The following is a 14,098-nucleotide window of genomic DNA, read 5'->3' on the forward strand; positions in this document are numbered from 1 at the left end:
CGCTGAGTCCAACCTTCATCGCCCAAGGAGGCATCATGAAACTCACAGGTAGCACCGTATTCATCACCGGCGGCGGCTCTGGCATCGGCCGCGGCCTTGCCGAAGCGCTCCACAAGCTCGGTAACCAGGTCATTATTTCCGGCCGGCGCGCGGAGCGTCTGCAGGCGACGATCGACGCGAACCCCGGCATGCAGGCGGTATCGCTCGATATTACCGATCCGGCGGACATCAAGAAGGTCGCTGGAAAACTGATCGTCGACCATCCCAGTTTGAACGTGCTGATCAACAACGCCGGCATCATGCTGCTCGATGATGCTGCCGGCCCGATCGATGATGACTTGCTGACGTCGACCGTTGAAACGAACCTGCTCGGGACGATTCGGATGACCTCGGCGCTGATCGAGCATCTGAAAACGAAAGAAAGTGCCGTCGTGGCCAACGTCAGCTCGGTGCTCGGCTTCGTACCCATGGCGTTTTCGGCGGTGTACAGCGCGACCAAGGCGGCATTGCATTCGTACACGCTTTCGCAGCGCTATCAGCTTCGCGACAGCAAGGTCTCGGTCATCGAGATCGCGCCACCCTGGGTCCGCACGGAACTGCTGAACAGCACCGAGGAACCGCGCGCGATGCCGCTTGACGAATTCATCGCCGGCGTGATCGGACAATTGAGTACCGATGCCAACGAAATACTGGTCGGCCCCGCGGTGGCCATGCGTGCCAAGCCGGGACCGAACGAGCACGCGTGGGTCAAGGAGTTCAATGACTCGCTGGTCGCTGGGTGAGCACAAGGTTGCCCGGCGGTAGCTGGGCCGATCTGCCGGAACCGTTGCGGGGGATCGTGCCGGCTGTTGCTACATTGAAGTTCTCTATCTACTGTGGTCACATGTGAGTCGTATCCGGATGGGAGATGCAATGATGACGACTAAGAAGAGAATTGCCATCCTCGACGACTACCAGGGGGTGGCCCTCAAGGTAGCCGACTGGTCGCCGGTGACCGAGCGAGCGGATGTGGTGGCTTTCAGCGATCACATCGAAGAGGAAGCGGCGCTTGTCGATCGACTCCGGGAGTTCGACGTGGTGTGCGTCATGCGGGAGCGCACGCCATTCAGGCGATCCCTGATGGAACAACTCCCCAAGCTGAAGCTCATTGCCTCGACTGGCATGAGGAACGCGGCCATTGACGTGGATGCCGCGCAGGCGCTGGGCATTGAAGTCGTTCATACGGGCTATACGTCGACGCCTACGATCGAATTCACGTGGGCCATGATTCTCGCAAGCATGCGGAATATCGCAAGTGAGAATGCGTCGTTGCGCAAAGGCGGGTGGCAAATCGGCGTGGGGGAAGACCTGAAGGGCAAGACGCTGGGTCTCGTCGGGCTTGGCAACATCGGTTCCGAGGTAGCCCGGATCGGCCTGGCGTTCGGCATGCGCGTGTTGGCATGGAGTCAGAACCTGACTTCCGAAAGAGCGGCCGCCAGCGGCGCCGAGTTTGTTTCCAAAGAGGCATTGTTCTCGTCCTCGGACATTGTCTCGATCCACTTGATCCTCAGCCACCGGACTCGCGGCCTGATCGGCGCGCACGAGCTGTCGCTGATGAAGCCGACTGCACGGCTGGTCAACACATCGCGGGGGCCAATCGTTGTGGAGACGGAACTGATCGACGCGCTCAGGCGCGGAGCGATTGCGGGTGCGGCCATTGATGTCTATGACCAGGAACCGCTGCCCGCGGATCATCCGTTCCGGATCCTGCCGAACGTTCTTGCTACCCCGCATATTGGCTACGTGAGCAGGGGGCTCTATGAAACGTTCTATCGGGATACGGTCGCAAACATCGTTGGCTGGCTCGAGGGTATTCATGCAGCGGAGAGGGCTGGCTAGCTATGACGGGGCGCAACGGATGCCTTGGAAAGCGCTCACTCAAATCGAGAACAAACGCGATACGAGATCAGGCTCTACGTCATGAAATATCGCGCTATGCCAAGTCCTCGGTCATGCCATCGAATGGACCGCGCTCTCGATGTTTGCTGCCGCGAATTTCCGAAGGTGTGAGCGCAAACCACTGGCGGCATGCGCGCGACAACGCAGATTGCGCGGGAAAGCCGAGCATCACCGAAATCTGGCCGATCGCCAGTTTGGTGTCTCGCAGGTAATGCAGCGCGAGGTTCTTGCGGACCTCTTCCTTAAGGGCCTCAAAACTTGTGTTCTCTTCCGCGAGGCGGCGTTGCAGCGTTCTTGGATGCAGCGCAAGCAGCGATGCGACACTGGCTTTGTCGCAACTCGAAGTGCTCATCGTCTGCCGCAGCACCTGGCGAACGCGATCGGAAATGCTGCCTTGGGCGGCGCCGAAATTCCGAAAATGTAATCTTCTGCGATTTGACGCAGCGTATCGTCCGATCGTCGGACGCCCCGGCGACGCGGCAGCGCTCACGAGTGCCGAGTGCTGGGAAGGCTACGCAAGCTTGCTTCCGGCGGGAGCAAAGTGGGAAAACAAGATGCTGTTCCCGAAGTGGTTTCCATCCAGAAGGTGAAATTCACCGTCCGGGAGGCGAATCGCTGCGCGATATGCCGCAGGGGCCGGCGTGACCGTGTCGCGTCGGCCGGCAACGATGAGCGGTGGCGCCTTTACGCGATGGGCGGCGCAAACCGGGCTATAGAACGGGATCTCCAGGAAGCACCTGGAAGACGAAGCAATCTGCCAGCAGAACATCGCGCTTCAGATCGCATTTTTAAGAAGGCATGTCTGCATCGACCGCTTTGTCCCGGTACGGTCTGCTCCGTTACCCCATGAGTGTCGATAGAGGCACAAAGCACCGCAACGGTAGCCCCTTATCCACTGAATTGGTCGTTCGCACGTGAGCTCACCTAGACTCAAAATCTTCGCCACGCAACATCCAAAGGAAGAGCCCATGGCCGCGATCGAAGTGAAAGTGCCTCAACTCTCTGAATCGGTTTCGGAAGCCACGCTGATTCAATGGAAAAGGAAGGCCGGTGAGACCGTCAAGCGCGACGAGATCCTGGTGGAACTGGAAACGGACAAGGTAACGCTCGAAGTGCCCTGCCCGGCAGATGGCGTGCTGGCGAAAATCGTGCAGCCAGACGGCGCCACGGTGCATGCCGACGACGTGATCGCGCTGGTCGATACCGAAGGCAAGGCCACCGCGGCGGCCCCGGCCGCTGCCGCACCTGCAGCAGCGCCTGCGCCGGCCACCGCACCGGCCACCGCGCCGGTCATCGCACCAATTGGTGGCGGCGCAACTGCTACGGCCAAGGCCGATTTCGACGTCATCGTGATCGGCTCGGGCCCGGGCGGCTATATTGCGGCGATCCGCGCGGCCCAGTTGGGCATGACCGTGGCCTGTATCGAGGAGTGGAAGAACGAAGCCGGCAAGCCACTGCTCGGCGGCACCTGCCTGAACGTCGGGTGCATCCCGAGCAAGGCGCTGCTGGCATCGTCCGAATACTTCGCGCATGCACAGCACGGGCTGGCCGAGCATGGGGTGCAGGTCAAGGGGGTGACGCTGGACCTGCCCCAGATGCTCAAGCGCAAGGCCGCCATCGTCGATAAATTCACGGGCGGCGTCGAGCTCCTGTTCCGCAAGAACAAGGTGACCTGGATCAAGGGTCACGGCAAGTTCAAGGGGCGTGGTGCCGACGGCGTCATCACCGTGGAAGCGACCGAAGGCGGCGAGGCCAAGGCATACACCGCACGCAACGTCATCATTGCCACGGGTTCCAAGGCCCGTCATCTGCCGACCGTTCCGGTCGACAACAAGATCGTGTCCGATAACGAAGGCGCACTGGCGTTCGACTCCGTGCCGAAGAAACTCGCGGTGATCGGCGCCGGCGTGATCGGCCTTGAGCTCGGTTCGGTCTGGCGGCGGCTCGGCGCCGAGGTGACTTTGCTCGAAGCGCTGCCGACCTTTCTTGGCGCCCTCGACGAAGCCGTGGCGAGGGAGGCGGCCAAGCAGTTCAAGAAACAGGGGCTGACGATCCATCTGGGCATTGATATCGGCAAGATTGATACCACGGCCACGGGCGTCAGCATCGCCTACAAGGACAAGGACGGCGCCGACCAGAAGCTTGAGGCGGACCGATTGATCGTGTCGATCGGCCGCGTGCCCAATACCGACAATCTCGGACTGGACGCCATTGGCCTCTCGCCCGATGCGCGCGGCTTCATTCCTGTCGATGACCATTGCCGCACGGCGGCGGCGGGCATCTATGCAATCGGCGATGTCGTACGCGGCCCGATGCTGGCCCACAAGGCCGAGGACGAAGGCGTCATGGCGGCTGAGATCATCGCCGGACAGAAGCCGCACATCGACTACAACTGCATTCCATGGGTGATCTACACCGAGCCCGAAATCGCCTGGGTCGGCAAATCGGAGGCCCAGTTAAAGGCCGAAGGCCGGGAGGTCCGAACGGGCCAGTTCCCGATGATGGCCAACGGCCGCGCACTCGGCATCGGCCGCCCGGACGGCTTCATCAAGATGATCGCTGATGCAAAGACCGACGAGCTGCTGGGGGTCCATATCATCTCGGCCAATGCCGCGGAGCTGATCGCCGAAGCCGTGGCTGCGCTCGAGTTCAAGGCAGCGTCGGAAGACATCGGCATGATCAGCCACCCGCACCCGTCGCTATCCGAAGTCATGCGCGAGGCTGCGCTTGCGGTGCAGAAGCGGGCGTTGAACATTTAGCGGTCCGTCGTCCGGGCGTGCGGTGATCACATAGGTGCCGCACGCGAGCGCCATCGCAAGCTTGCAGCAGGTGCCGCAATGGGGGAAGAGTGGAGCAATCGATATCAGAGGAAAGAGTGAGCAAGAAGTTGATGATCTACGGTGCGTATGGCTACACGGGCGAACTGGTCGTCCGTGAAGCGGTACGCCAGGGTATGCGGCCGATCATTGCCGGGAGAGATGGCAGGAAACTCAAGCCACTGGCCGACGCGTTCGGCCTGGAGGCGAGAGCGTTCGAGGTGACTCAGGCGAAAGGAAACCTGCAAGACATTGCGGTCGTCCTGAACTGCGCGGGGCCATTCTCCACGACCGCAACCGCCTTCGTGGCAGCCTGCATCGGTTCGGGTGTTCATTATGTGGACATCACGGGCGAAATCCCCGTCTTCCAGTTCTGTCATGCGCAGGACGCGCGCGCGGCCAAGGCGGGTGTCGTTCTCTGTCCAGGCGCGGGTTTCGACATTGTTCCCACCGACAGCCTTGCGGCCGCGCTCAAGGAGCACCTGCCTGACGCACGCCGGATCGATATCGCGTTTTCCTTCGGAACAAAGCCGAGCATCGGTACGGCGAAAACCATCCTGGAGTCCGCTGCGAGCGGGGGCCTTGTCCGACGGGATCACCATCTCGTTCAAGTCCCCAATGCCTATCGCATTCGACGCATTCCGTTTCCGGGAGGCGCGCGCTGGGGCGTCTCGATTCCGTGGGGCGATGTGTACACCGCGGGTGTGTCGACGGGCGTGCCGGACGGGCTCGTGTACTGCGCGTTGCCACTCTGGCTCGGATTGACGATGCGGGTCACCAACTTCATGCGCCGGCTCTTTGCCGTTCCATTCGTTTCCAGAGCGCTCGACCGGCTGGCGGAGCGGCTCTTCGCTGGGGGGCCGAATGCCGAAGCACGTGACACCCAGCGAACCGCGTTCTGGGCCGAGGCAGCCAATGCCCAGGGGAAGACGATCATGATGAAGTTGTCGGCACCCAATGTCTACGCGATGACGGCAGACACAGCGTTGGCAATCGCCAATCACTGCCTGACGGACCCTGGCCCCAGAGGTTACAAGACGCCTTCGATGCTGATGGGCAGCGCTTACTTTCTCGAGCGCCCGGGTTTTGATGTGTCACACGGTTGACTACAAGCGAAATCGAGCGCTTGACGTTCGACGCGCAGGTGCCTTCGTAGCCTAAGTTGCAAGCACGCGCATCGAACTCGAAAACGTGCTCGCCATCGCTGATCGCCGGCATTGCTCGGCGGACTGTAGTCGAGACCGACCAGCGGTTTGCAGGCAATGCAATCGGTCAACGTTGACCCCGACCAGTTTGCGCCCGCTCAGGCGGCTTGTTCGGTTGCGTTCGTACGACGTCGGCGAGTCCCCGCTGTCTTCGACACTACCTCGCCCGGCGCGACGGCTTTCGCCCGGCGCGCCTGATAGGACTCGCCCCATTCCCTGAGGCTAATCAGCACCGGTGCGAGCGTCTCGCCGAAGGGCGTTAGCTCGTATTCGACCTTGGGTGGGACTTGGGGGTAGACATGGCGCGCAACGATGCCGTCCGCCTCCAGTTCGCGCAATTGCAGGGTCAGCATGCGTTGCGTCGTGTTCGGCATCAGTCGTGTGAGTTCCATGAATCGCTTTTTCTCACGCAACAGATGAAAGAGGATCACCGGCTTCCATAAGCCGCCGATTACGGAGAGCGTGACTTCGACAGCGCAGCCGCTCTTGCTGTCCAGGCGCTTGGGTCGCATGGCATCTATACCTACATAATTGATAGTACCGGCTTTAATTGTACCTTCTTGCGATTATCGATGCACGATCGGACAATCACGGTGTGGTTGCGGACCTTCCGTGACCTCACGCACGGACCAATGGGCGCGATGGCGTTCGCGACGCCGATGCGACATCGCACATCATGCGTCCGTCAATCGACCATCAGGAGTTGCTTCGATGAAAGCCATCACCTTGCGCCGGCCCGCCGGATTGGAACACCTCGAACTCGTGAATCTCGCCGATCCCGGTGCGCCAGCGCCGGGCGAAATCCGCGTGCGCATCCACGCGAGCTCGCTCAACTTCCATGACTTGGGCGTCGTCATGGGACGCTTGATCACCGATGACGGTCGCATTCCGATGTCGGATGGCGCAGGCGTTGTCGAAGCGATCGGCGACGGTGTGACCGAATTCAAGGTCGGCGACGCAGTCGTATCGACGTTCTTCCCATATTGGCTCGATGGCGGCCCAACGCTCGCCGATTTTTCTACGACTCCGGGCGACGGTGTCGATGGGTACGCTCGCGAGATCGTCGTGCGCCCCGCGCAATGGTTCACGCACGCGCCGCGAGGCTACAGCCACGCAGAGGCTGCGACGTTGACCACGGCGGGCCTGACGGCGTGGCGTGCACTAGTTGTCGACGATGCGCTGAAGGCCGGCGATACCGTGCTCGTTCAGGGCACGGGTGGTGTCTCGATCTTTGCCCTGCAGTTCGCAAAGCAGATGGGTGCGACGGTGATTGCGACATCGTCGTCCGACGAGAAACTGGCGAAGGCGCGCGCGCTCGGGGCCGATCACTTGATCAACTATAAGCGCGATACCGACTGGGCCGCGAAGGTACTCGAGATCACGAACGGTCGCGGTGTCGACAACGTTGTCGAGGTCGGCGGTCCGGACACGCTCGGCCAGTCGATTCGGGCCTGCCGGATCGGTGGCCATATCGCGCTGATCGGCGTATTGACCGGCATTGCCGGGCAGGTGCCGACGGGTGAACTGATGCGTCGTCAGCAGAAACTGCAGGGGCTGATTGTCGGCAGTCGCAGGCATCAGGTTGACATGATCCGTGCGATCGACGCAAACGGGATCAAGCCTGTGATCGACCGCACGTATCCGCTTGAAGAGATTGCCGACGCGTTCCGCCACCAGGCGGCTGGCAAGCATTTCGGCAAAGTTTGCCTGTCGCTTTAAAAGGGGCGGCGTCGCGGCGATCAGACGAACGCCAGTGGATACCGCGGCCCACCGGAAAGAAGACCTGGCCGCTCCGGGGGAGCAGCACGGCGCGGGGAAAATGCGCCCACGATTCGCAGAATGAGGCGCTTCTGCTCCATCATGAGCGGCCTGGTGATCTGTTCGCGCTTTTGCGGATGGAGAGGAGAACAGAACAGTTGGCGTGCCAACTTGATCGCTCAGGAACCGTGATTCTGCTCGCGCAGCGTCTTCTTTACCAGCGTCACGAAAGCGGGATCGATGCCTCCCATCTTGTTCGTTCGGCCAACGATGCGCCCTTGCTCATCGAGCAGGATGAGCACTGTGCTGTGATTGAAATCCCCATCCGGTAACTGGCGATACTGAATTCCCAGGGACGCCGCCAGCTTTCTCACGCTGGATGCATCTGTTCGAGCGAGCGTCCAATGAGCGCCGTCCAGATTGCGCTTGTCCGCAATCCCCTTCAGTGCCGCGACGTTGTCATGTGCCGGATCGAAGGTGACCAGGAGCGTCTTCAACTGGGCGCGTTCCTCTGCCGTCAGCTTTTGGCCGATGAGCTGGACGGTTTCGATCAGCATTGGACACACGAACTGGCATGATGTGTAGAACATGCTGACGACCATCGGCTTGCCTCGCCGCGAGGCCAGGTCGAAGGTGTTGCCGTCCTGGTCAACGAAGGAGACCGGCAGATGGTAGATGGACTGGCTCGGAAGCGCATTCGCCGCGGTGGCCGGGCTGTCAGCTTTCGGGCTGGCGGCTTCGGCCGGATGCAACGAGGCAACGCCAAGGAGTGCCAGAAGAAGCGCCACCGAAGCATATCGTTTCATTGGCAACATCATTTGTTTGCTCCTGATATGGGGCGCGCGCAGCGGAACCCGAGGTTGTTGGTGGTGTCCACCGCGTTGAGCGAAGATAGCAGTGCAATGCGCATGAGCACCGCATAGTTCTCGCGGTCCTGGAGGCTGATCGCTCCTGCGCCGCAGAACTGCAGCTTGTCCGGATCGCCCTGATTGCGGCTATCTGCCGATACCATCAGGGCGTTGAAATCGTCGACCCATTCCCATACCAACCCGTGCATATCGCGCACGCCGTAGTAGTTTGCCGGGCCACCGACAGGGGGTAGCGGGGCGCTGGAGGACTGGGCGTACCAGGCGAGTATGCGAGCCCGCCATTCCGGATCCCGTCGGGCATCCGCATGGGTTTCATCAGCAGCCGCGACAAACTCCCATTCCTCCCAGGTTGGCAGACGTGCTCCTTCGCTTTCACAGAATGCCTGTGCCGCGAACCAACTGACACTGGTCACGGGCTGCTTACTGGCGAGGGCCGGTCCGGGGGAAGAGGGGGACTGCCACTGGTGAAGATAGCTGGGATCCACGAAAGCTGCCGGTGCGCGACCACGTTGCCATTCCGGATGGGCTGCGACAAAGGCACGGAATTCATCGTTGGTGACTGGCGTTTCTCGCAACGCGAATGACGCCACCCTTGTCTGCGGCAGGTTGGCGCCTTTGTCCAACACGCTGATGAACGCCCCCGCCGGAACTGGCACATAGCTGGCGGCTTGAGCATTGCCGATCGCTACGGAGAGCAGCAGCAATGCCGACGCCTTGATGCGGGGGACGTTCATATACTGGGTGCGTCCTATGTCAGTGGCCCACTGCAACCGCTGGCGCAGCCTTGGCGCGAGATGCCTTGACCTCTTCGGCCTTGATGCGGCCACCCTTGTTGTCCCAACTGTTCAGGACATAGGTCAGGATGTTGGCGACCTCGTCGTCATTGAGCTGGTTCATCGCCGGCATGACCGAGTTATATTCCGTGCCGTTGACAGCCACCTTGCCAGACAAGCCGCGCAACACGACGTCAATGGCGCGAGCGTGGTCAGCGTTCAGGAAGTCAGACTTGGCAAGTGGGGGAAATACACCCGGCAGACCTTCGCCATTGCCTTGGTGGCAGACCGAGCACGTGCCAAGGAACAGTGCCCCACCGGCCTTGACCTGTTCTGCAACTGTAAGCTCACCGGCGGCGGCAGCCTTTGCGGCGACTGCTACGGCGGCAAGGTTCGGTTGGGCGCGATCTCCCAGGTACACCGAGTCAAGCTCTTTGCCGGAATAGATCGCCTTGTCCTCCGGGCCGTCGACTTTCATGATCGCCAGTGCCCCCTTGTTGAAAGCACGGAAGATCGAGTGATCGACCAGCGGATAGCTGCCCGGCACCTTGGTCTTGAATTCGATGATGGCAGCGCCGCCGGCCGGGATGAGTGTGGTTTGCACATTCTCCTGCATATGCGTGCCGCCCTCGAAGCGCACCTTATCGAAGATGGCCCCGATCACATGGAAGCTGGATACCAGATTCGGGCCGCCATTGCCGACGAAAAGCCGGATCTTCTCATTGGTATTAGCCTTGAGGGCTTTATCGCCAGCGAGAGCGCCCTCCGCGCCATTGAAGACCACGTAGGTGGGCTTCTCATCGATCGCCTTTTCCATGTCGAACGGCTGGTTACCCTTTTCCCGGTACTTGCCCGTCGTATAGAAATCACCCTGCATGACGTAGTATTCGCGATCCACCTTTGGCAAGCCTTGCGGCGGCTCGACCAGGATCAGCCCGTACATGCCGTTGGCGACGTGCATGCCCACCGGCGCGGTGGCGCAGTGATAGACATACAGGCCCTCATTGAGCGCCTTGAAGGTGAACTGGGATTCGTGGCCAGGCGCGGTGAAGCTCGACGCGGCGCCGCCGCCCGGGCCGGTCACCCCGTGCAGGTCGATGTTGTGCGGCATCTTGCTGGTCGGATCGTTCTTCAGGTGGAACTCGACCGTATCGCCCTGACGCACCCGAATGAAGCTACCGGGTACAGTGCCGCCGAATGTCCAGAAGGTGTAGTTCACACCTTCCGATATCGGCATCACCTTTTCGACCACTTCAAGATCAACGATCACCTTCGCGGGATATTTACGGGTGATTGGGGGCGGAACGAAAGGTGGGCTGGTGAGTTGTGCCTTGATTGGTGCGCCCTGCGGCGGGCCGAGGTCACCGGCCGATTTTGCAGGCGCCCCCGCCGCGGAGAAGGCGGGCGCCGTCGGAAACGACACGCAGAGCATTAATCCAGCTACAGCCAGCAGTTTGACGGCAGCTTTGTATCTGGTTGCCATGATTGATCCTCCCGGGGTGCGATGGTGCCATTGATGCTCTGAGGATATGGTCTCGGCAAACCTTGGATTTTGTTTTGCGTCAAGTGATTGCGATGTTCGATCTGTGAAACGGTTTGGATCGGTCGGATTAGAGGACCAATATTGGGCAGCAAGCGGGACAGATTATTTAGGTCGCAACGCGCCAACGACGACCTCGCCCGGAAGGCGCTCGTCGGCCAACGTCCTGCGGCTCAAGCATCAGTGCAAACGGCGCGATGTTCTGTCGCTTCCGAGCAAGGTTGACGAAGATCTGCAGCGAATGGACAGTCTTGCTGACCTCTGCCACGCCGCTGCAGGCCATAAGCGGGGAAGTGGCTGCCGTGGTGGGCGCGCTGCAGCGGGGCAATGACAGGCATGACGTTCGTCTCAGGCACCCTGGGCTTCGCTCAGGGTCGGATAGTCTGTGTAGCCCTGCGCCGTACCGCCGTAGAAGGCGTTGCGGTCCGCCTCGTTCATCGGCGCGCTGCTCTTCAGGCGGGCGACGAAGTCCGGGTTCGCAAGGATCATCTGGCCATAGGCCTCCAGGTCGGCCAGCCCCGTCGCCAGGTCGGCCCCAACTTGCTCACGCGGGCGGCCCGGCCGGTTCAGAATCAGCGTGCCCTGCCAGAGCTTGCGGATGTCGGCCAGCAGCGCTTCGTTGCCTTGGTGCATGACGTGCAGGTAGGCCAGCCCCAGCTTGTCGAGTTCGGCGACCAGGTAGCGGTACAGGTCCGGCCCTTCGGCACCTTCGTCGATGCCCCAGATCGTCGTGCCCGGCGAGAGCCGGATTGCGGTGCGGTCCGCGCCGATCTCTTCAGCAATCGCGCTGGCGACTTCGATGGCGAAGCGGGCGCGGTTCTCGATCGAACCACCGTATTCATCGGTGCGTGCGTTCGCGCTCGGGGCGAAGAACTGATGGACCAGGTAGGCGTTGGCGCCATGGATTTCGACGCCATCGGCTCCGGCCTCGATCGCGCGGCGGGCCGCGTAGCGGAAATCCTGGACGGTCTGGCGCACCTCCTCGGTCGACAGGGCGCGTGGCGCGGGAATCTCCTGCATGCCCTTGGCCGTGAACATCGATGCGCCCGGCGCGATCGCCGACGGCGCGACGCCTTGGCGATGATGCGGTGTGTTGTCGGGGTGGAACATGCGCCCGGCATGCATGAACTGGATAAAGAGGCGGCCGCCCCTGGCATGCACGGCATCGGTAGTCTTCTTCCATCCGGCGACATGCGCGTCGGTGTAAATGCCAGGCGTGGTCAAGTAACCCTGCCCATCATCTGAGGGCTGGGCGCCTTCAGTAACAATCAGGCCAATGCTGGCGCGCTGAGCGTAGTACTCGGCGGCCAGTTCTCCCGGCGTGCCGTCGTGCTGGGCACGGCTGCGAGTCATTGGGGCCATCACCAGACGGTTCTGCAGGGTGTAGCGGCCGACGCGGATGGGATCGAACAGTTTGCTCACGATGAACTTCCTTGATTGGGAGGGACGAGAGCATCATCGCGCGATCCATGTGCGGGATAAATATGGTAATTTGGATAATATTGATCCCTTCATGGAGCAATTTGCATGGAACTGCTGAATGACATGGCCTTGTTCGTCGAGGTCGTCAAAGCCAAGGGCTTTCGCAGTGCCGCGGAGGCGATGGAAATGCCGAACTCGACACTGTCGCGTCGGATCAGCGGATTGGAGAAGGCGATCGGGCTGCGCTTGCTGCATCGCACGACACGGAAGATCGAACTGACCGAGGCGGGTCAGATTTATTTCGAGCGTTGCAAGCGCATCGTCGATGAAGCCCGGCTGGCACACGAGCAGCTCGGCGAAATGCTGGCCCAGCCGAGCGGCGTGCTGCGCGCATCGTTGCCGGTGGATTTCTCCGTGACCTACCTGGCGCCCTTGATCGCGGAGTTTGCCGGCCGCTATCCCGGCATCACCTTCGATTTCGACCTGGCGGCGCGACGGGTCGACCTGGTCAGCGAACCGTTTGACGTGGCGATCCGCATCGGGGAGTCCGACAGCTCGCAACTGATCGCACGCACGTTGGCCTCGCTCACGCCTTACCTCTATGCCTCGCCTGGCTACCTCGAACGCTCGGGCGAGCCAGCCAAGCCCTCCGACCTGGCAAGGCATGAGTGCTTGGGCATGCTGAAGGCGGGATCGTGGACGCTGCAGGACGGGAAACGGACCGTTACGGTGTCGGTGGGTGGCCGGTTCACGGCCAACAACGTTGGCATGATCCGCCGGCTGGCGACGCTCGATATGGGCGTGATCCTGATGCCTGAGGAAATCGCCGCCGATGATCTGGCCAGCGGGAAGCTGCGGCGCATCATGCCGGCATGGCACGGCACGCCGACGCCTGTCTATGCCATCACCGAAACCCGGTTGCTGCCGGCGAAAACGCAGCGCTTCATTGAGTTCCTGCGGGAGCGATTAGGGCGGTAGCTCGCATGGATGATAGGTTTGCCGGCGAGTTTGCATCGCAATGCAAACAGAGCCCACAAGGAGCTCTGTTGCAGTTTGGGGCAGGGCGCTTGTCGGTAGCCCAAGGTGCACTACTTTTCTGTGGCCGACGGTGTCCTCTTGTGGTTATGCGACGTCCCGCGTGCCTTCGGAGGGGCGCTTGTTTTTGAGCACAGGCCGAAGCACTGGAGAAAGGTCATCCCTTGGCAACGCGTGAGTATGTCGCCACTCGATGATTGATTTGCGCGGGTGCGTACGGCAACCGCAAACTAACAAGTGAGGTGTAGGATCGCATTGACATCGCGAGGTTGTTCCTCCAGCTTCGCGATGGCTTCGGCGGTCGGCAGGATGACAAGTTTGACGTGGCGATGCCGGGCTTCTTGCTTCACCTCGTCCATCACTGGCAAAGCTCCGGTACCGGTACCGATCACCAGCAGGCGGCAATCCCAAGGGATGTCCTCCTTGATCGACAGCGGTGTGTGGCCGAAGGCCTCGCGAAACGCCTTCGACGGCTTCTTCCTGCGCTTGCGGACCGTTCCGTGGTCGATTATCACGTCATGCGTATAAGTCACGCCATCAATGCAGATGTATCCAAAAGAAAAGGCTTCATAGCGCATAGGTACCTCCGCAGGAACATTGACAGCAACCTCCGAAATGTTGATTCCTGATTCATTAGAGTCAATGGACGGACATCGGTAAAGCCTCGGATCACGCCCCGCGATGTACTCGTGCAGCCACTGATGGTCGGGGTCGCGAAAGGGGCGTTCGGTCCGAAGCATCG

13 protein-coding genes are annotated in these 14,098 nt (G+C 61.2%); 6 read left to right on the forward strand and 7 right to left on the reverse strand.

Features of this window, described 5'->3' with window-relative positions; all coding sequences use genetic code 11:
- Positions 1 to 35 precede the first annotated feature (35 nt).
- Entirely contained in the window at positions 36 to 782 is a 747-nt protein-coding gene (locus tag AC1Z3O_RS07550) for an SDR family oxidoreductase (RefSeq protein WP_483514841.1), read from the forward strand.
- A 130-nt stretch (positions 783 to 912) separates the two neighbouring features.
- The gene (locus tag AC1Z3O_RS07555; protein ID WP_483514843.1) at positions 913 to 1,878 is read left to right on the forward strand and encodes a D-2-hydroxyacid dehydrogenase family protein; all 966 of its coding nucleotides are present in this window, start codon (positions 913 to 915) and stop codon (positions 1,876 to 1,878) included.
- A gap of 94 nt (positions 1,879 to 1,972) precedes the next feature.
- On the opposite strand, the gene AC1Z3O_RS07560 is transcribed toward AC1Z3O_RS07555, so the two are convergent.
- Positions 1,973 to 2,428 (reverse strand): helix-turn-helix transcriptional regulator, encoded by a 456-nt coding sequence (locus AC1Z3O_RS07560; RefSeq protein ID WP_483514845.1) that lies wholly within the window; start codon positions 2,426 to 2,428, stop codon positions 1,973 to 1,975.
- Between the two features lie 478 nt (positions 2,429 to 2,906).
- On the opposite strand from AC1Z3O_RS07560, the gene lpdA reads away from it, so the two are divergent.
- Together lpdA and AC1Z3O_RS07570 are read left to right on the forward strand one after the other, a co-directional pair.
- Positions 2,907 to 4,697, forward strand: coding sequence for a dihydrolipoyl dehydrogenase (gene lpdA / locus AC1Z3O_RS07565; RefSeq protein ID WP_483514847.1), 1,791 nt, complete (start codon positions 2,907 to 2,909; stop codon positions 4,695 to 4,697).
- Positions 4,698 to 4,813: 116 nt separating this feature from the next.
- The gene (locus AC1Z3O_RS07570; protein ID WP_483514849.1) at positions 4,814 to 5,860 is read left to right on the forward strand and encodes a saccharopine dehydrogenase family protein; all 1,047 of its coding nucleotides are present in this window, start codon (positions 4,814 to 4,816) and stop codon (positions 5,858 to 5,860) included.
- Between the two features lie 197 nt (positions 5,861 to 6,057).
- Here AC1Z3O_RS07570 and AC1Z3O_RS07575 read toward each other — a convergent pair whose 3' ends face one another.
- Entirely contained in the window at positions 6,058 to 6,471 is a 414-nt protein-coding gene (locus AC1Z3O_RS07575) for a winged helix-turn-helix transcriptional regulator (protein WP_483514851.1), read from the reverse strand.
- A gap of 199 nt (positions 6,472 to 6,670) precedes the next feature.
- Here AC1Z3O_RS07575 and AC1Z3O_RS07580 point away from each other — a divergent pair, with 199 nt between their 5' ends.
- Positions 6,671 to 7,678, forward strand: a complete 1,008-nt coding sequence (locus tag AC1Z3O_RS07580; RefSeq protein WP_483514853.1) for a zinc-dependent alcohol dehydrogenase family protein — start codon at positions 6,671 to 6,673, stop codon at positions 7,676 to 7,678.
- Between the two features lie 218 nt (positions 7,679 to 7,896).
- Here AC1Z3O_RS07580 and AC1Z3O_RS07585 read toward each other — a convergent pair whose 3' ends face one another.
- The 4 genes from AC1Z3O_RS07585 to AC1Z3O_RS07600 all read right to left on the reverse strand — a co-directional run bounded on the left by AC1Z3O_RS07585 (position 7,897) and on the right by AC1Z3O_RS07600 (position 12,321).
- Positions 7,897 to 8,535: an SCO family protein gene (locus AC1Z3O_RS07585; protein WP_483514855.1), complete on the reverse strand. Its 639-nt coding sequence runs from the start codon at positions 8,533 to 8,535 to the stop codon at positions 7,897 to 7,899.
- Entirely contained in the window at positions 8,532 to 9,320 is a 789-nt protein-coding gene (locus AC1Z3O_RS07590; RefSeq protein WP_483514857.1) for a formylglycine-generating enzyme family protein, read from the reverse strand. Before AC1Z3O_RS07590 ends, AC1Z3O_RS07585 begins: the two co-directional genes overlap by 4 nt.
- Before the next feature lie 19 nt (positions 9,321 to 9,339).
- Complete coding sequence (nirK, locus tag AC1Z3O_RS07595) at positions 9,340 to 10,791, reverse strand: copper-containing nitrite reductase (RefSeq protein WP_483517541.1); 1,452 nt, start codon at positions 10,789 to 10,791, stop codon at positions 9,340 to 9,342.
- Positions 10,792 to 11,247: 456 nt separating this feature from the next.
- Complete coding sequence (locus AC1Z3O_RS07600) at positions 11,248 to 12,321, reverse strand: alkene reductase (RefSeq protein WP_483514859.1); 1,074 nt, start codon at positions 12,319 to 12,321, stop codon at positions 11,248 to 11,250.
- Positions 12,322 to 12,426: 105 nt separating this feature from the next.
- Here AC1Z3O_RS07600 and AC1Z3O_RS07605 point away from each other — a divergent pair, with 105 nt between their 5' ends.
- Positions 12,427 to 13,299 (forward strand): LysR family transcriptional regulator, encoded by an 873-nt coding sequence (locus tag AC1Z3O_RS07605; protein ID WP_483514861.1) that lies wholly within the window; start codon positions 12,427 to 12,429, stop codon positions 13,297 to 13,299.
- Positions 13,300 to 13,586: 287 nt separating this feature from the next.
- Here AC1Z3O_RS07605 and AC1Z3O_RS07610 read toward each other — a convergent pair whose 3' ends face one another.
- A complete protein-coding gene (locus AC1Z3O_RS07610; RefSeq protein WP_483514863.1) occupies positions 13,587 to 14,096 on the reverse strand; it encodes an MTH938/NDUFAF3 family protein in 510 nt (169 codons plus the stop codon).
- Positions 14,097 to 14,098 lie beyond the last annotated feature (2 nt).

Source organism: Cupriavidus sp. 09_S30 (genome assembly GCF_056930435.1).